The following is a 3,040-nucleotide window of genomic DNA, read 5'->3' as shown; positions in this document are numbered from 1 at the left end:
CGTCACGCGTGTTCGACCGGTTCTGGCGTGCGGATCCCAGCCGCACGCGCACGATCGGGGGCACCGGCCTCGGACTCGCCATCGCCCTCGAAGACGCCGTCGCCCACGGCGGCACGCTCGACGTCTGGTCGCGACGGGGATCCGGCACGGTCTTCCGCCTCACCCTGCCCCGGTCCGGCGTCTCCGCCGACGAGGTCGTCGAGTCGCCGTTGCCGCTGGAACCGGACGACATCGATGCCACGGGTCCGCCTGCGACGGGAGTGGTGCGCGCCGTGGACACCGACACGAGCGTCGAGACGGATGCAGCAGGGCGCGCCGCATCGACGAGGCCGGCCGGCGGCCGATGGGAGGCGCATGATGCGTAGAGGAGTGCTCGCGGCATCCGTCGTCGTCGTGGTCGCCGGCCTGCTCGGCGGCTGCGTGTCGATTCCGAGTTCTGGCGGCGTCAACGCCGGATCACCGCCGATCGTCGACGAGTTGCCGGAGCTCGATACGATCGTCGCGCCGCCCGCGAAGGACGCCTCGCAGCTTGAGATCGTCAAGGGTTTCATCGATGCCGCGGCGAGCCCGCGCAACAAGTACCAGGCGGCCCGTGACTTTCTCACGCCGGCCTTCGCCGATGAGTGGAACCCTTATGCCGCCGCCACCGTCGACGTGCTCGCCGACCGTGAGTTCACGGAACTCACTCCCACATCGGTCATCGCCGATGCCACGCCCACGGCGCAGCTCTCTGCGACGGGCCAGTACGACATCTCCGAATCGAGTGTGCCGCTGGAGCTCGGATACCAGCTCGAACAGAACGAAGACGGGCAATGGCGGATCTCGCTGGCTCCTGCCGGCCTCCTGATCGACCAGACGACGTTCGTCCAGAGCTTCCGCAGCTACCCGCTCTACTTCTACTCGTCGGACTTCGACTACCTCGTGCCCGACCTGCGCTGGTTCGCCGGCCGCGACTCCGCGCAGACGAGCATCGTGCAGTCGCTGCTCGTCGGCCCCTCCGAATGGCTAGCAGCGGGCGTCCGCACCGCCTTCCCCGAGGGCACACGTCTCGACTCGGCATCTGTGCCGATCACCGACCGTGTGGCCAGCGTCGACCTCTCGGGACCCACCGGCGACGACGTCGCGAGCGTGCAGCGCATGCAGTTCCAGTTGCAGGAGAGTCTCGACGGAGTGCAGAACGTCGGCTCAGTCGCGCTGTCGTTGAACGGCGTCGAACAGGATGTGCCCGAGCTCTCGCCGGAGCCGCTCAAGAACCCGTCGGTCGATCCGCGACCGGTCGTATTTGATGGCACGACGTTCGGCTACCTCGCGGCTTCGGGCGAGGGCGTCGAGCAGATCCCGGATCTTTCGCCGCAGGTGGAGGCAATGGTTCCGAAGGGGGCAGCGCTCGGCGCGAGCGGTGAGATCGCCGCAGTGCTGGCGGCCGCCGGGGTCTCGGTCGTTCGCGCCGGCGAGGAGGCCGAGCCGCTCGACCCGCGAGACGGCCTCATCGTGCCGGCGATCGACGGCACGGGCGCCGTCTGGTCGGTGCCCGCCGGGCTTCCGAGTCAACTCGTCGTGTATCCCGCGGACCGGTCGCTGGAGCCGATCCAGCTTCCGGTGCCGTGGACGGGCTCGTCGATCGCCGCGCTCGAGATCTCGCGGGACTCGACGCGACTCGTCGCGCTCCTCGGCGATGGCAGTTCCACTCATTTCGTCGCGGCTTCCATCCAACGGGATGCCGCCGGCACGCCCGTCGGGCTGAGCACGGTTACGCTCGGGCTCTCCGATGTCGCGGGTACACCGCTCGACGTCGCCTGGCTCGACGCCGACACTGCCGCCTCGCTCACCGCATTGCCCGACGGCACCACGCGAGTGATCACCCAGGTGCTCGGCGGCTTCGCCGTTTCCCGGCAGGGACCGCAGGGAGGTACGGCGATCGACGGCGGCAACAGCGTCGGGGATCTCCGACTCCTGACGGCCGCGGGCGACCTCGAAGCGCCGAGCGGAGTGGCGTGGCAGGCGCGAGCGACGGGCATCCGGCTTCTGGCTTCGCAGCAACCCGACTGACCACTCGCCCTCCACAAATTGCTCGGCGCGCCCTGAGTCGCCCGCTGGGGCTCCGCCAGGGCCTGCCCGCATCGCGTCGCGCGAGGCTGGAGGAGTGCACGAGACCCGCCCCCATGGTCGAGACGTCGTCGCTGCGCTCCGGGCCCGATTGCAGCACGCCGTTCGCGAGTCCGTCCGTGATGCGCTCGCGGTGCTCCTTCCCGTCTCGTGCTCGGGCTGCGGCGCTGCCGATCGCCCCGTGTGCCCATCGTGCCGCGCCGCCCTCGTGCCGGCGCCGCGGCGCATCGATCGCGCCGGTCTCGCCGTCTGGGCCGGCATGGAGTATGCGGGAGCCGCGGCATCCGTGATCGGTGCCTTCAAGGACGGGGCTCGAACGGATGCCGCCTCCGCCCTCGTACCCGCGTTCCGGGCGGCGCTGCTCGCCGCGCTCGCCGAGGTGTCCATCGGCGACCCGGTCGAGGTGTGCACGATCCCCTCGACGTCGGCGGCGCGGCGGGCGCGGGGATACGTGCCCGTGGAGGTGCTGCTCCGACGGTGCGGCATCCGCTCGACGCCGGTGCTCGCCCTCGCGAAGGAGCGCGCCGATCAGGCGGGGCTCGGCGAGGAGGAGCGGCGACTGAACGCCGAGGGCGGGCTCGTCGCCGGGGTCGGTGCGCGCTCGTTCGGCGGTGGCTGGAGACCGCACGGAACGCCACTCGCCCGCCTCGACGGGCGCCGCTACCTGCTCGTCGACGACATCGTGACGACGGGGTCGACCCTCGCCGAGGCGGTGCGTGCGCTCACCGCCGCCGGTGCTGAGACGGCGGCGATCGCGGTGCTCGCCGAGACGCCCCGCAGGTTCCCGCGACATGCAGGCACCTCACGGGAAACACTCCGTGACATCGCCGCGCAAGGGGGCTACGGTGGCAGGACAGGCGTGGTCGATCCACCCTTCAGAACCGGGTGACACGTCGGTGAACGGAGGTCGTCATGGAACTGAACATCGTCGGAC

General features: G+C 70.7%; 3 protein-coding genes. All 3 read left to right on the top strand.

Annotated elements, in window-relative coordinates; genetic code table 11:
- A partial coding sequence (locus VIP82_RS16940; protein ID WP_331910721.1) for an ATP-binding protein occupies nucleotides 1–365 on the top strand: 365 nt, incomplete at its 5' end.
- Nucleotides 355–2,049 carry an LpqB family beta-propeller domain-containing protein gene (locus VIP82_RS16935; RefSeq protein WP_331910719.1) on the top strand — a complete coding sequence of 565 codons (1,695 nt, stop codon included), beginning with the start codon at nucleotides 355–357 and terminating at the stop codon, nucleotides 2,047–2,049. The genes VIP82_RS16940 and VIP82_RS16935, both read left to right, overlap by 11 nt.
- Nucleotides 2,050–2,143: 94 nt before the next feature.
- Complete coding sequence (locus VIP82_RS16930) at nucleotides 2,144–2,995, top strand: ComF family protein (protein ID WP_331910717.1); 852 nt, start codon at nucleotides 2,144–2,146, stop codon at nucleotides 2,993–2,995.
- The last annotated feature ends 45 nt before the right edge of the window (nucleotides 2,996–3,040 follow it).

The organism is Microbacterium sp. (assembly GCF_036566905.1).
In the GTDB taxonomy this organism is placed as follows: Bacteria; Actinomycetota; Actinomycetes; order Actinomycetales; family Microbacteriaceae; genus Microbacterium.
Note: the sequence above shows the minus strand (reverse complement) of the source record. Positions and strands in the feature narration are given on the sequence as shown.